This window comes from Pseudoalteromonas sp. S3178 (assembly GCF_005886985.1).
GTDB lineage: Bacteria > Pseudomonadota > Gammaproteobacteria > Enterobacterales > Alteromonadaceae > Pseudoalteromonas > Pseudoalteromonas carrageenovora.
In genome coordinates this window covers 1-295 of sequence record NZ_PNCW01000207.1, presented here as the reverse complement: position 1 = coordinate 295, position 295 = coordinate 1, and the positions used below count along the sequence as shown (strand labels likewise).

The window sequence follows — 295 nt, the reverse complement described above, 5'->3', positions numbered from 1 at the left end:
TGAACTCAAGCACACAATTCATCGTGCCTATATTATGGCAGATCACGATGACCATAGCTTAGTATTTGATGCGAACTTCGCTTCACCATTCGCGCAGGCGAAACGCATGGTGGAGCATGCGCAGTTAAATCGCGCTTCAATTCCACCGCAGGTGGGCACTTCAAGCAGAGCAAATGCGATTCAAGTACCAACGCCTGAAATGAAGCCAGGTAAAACGATTGAAGAAGTAGAAAGAGAATTGATCTATCAAACGTTAGAATCAGTAGAAGGTAATAAGACGCTGGCCGCGCGAATG

1 protein-coding gene is annotated in these 295 nt (G+C 46.1%); it reads left to right on the top strand.

Going from position 1 to position 295, the window contains the following annotated elements:
- The coding region (locus CWC11_RS20650) for a helix-turn-helix domain-containing protein (protein ID WP_502704809.1) at positions 1–295 on the top strand (295 nt) is incomplete at both ends.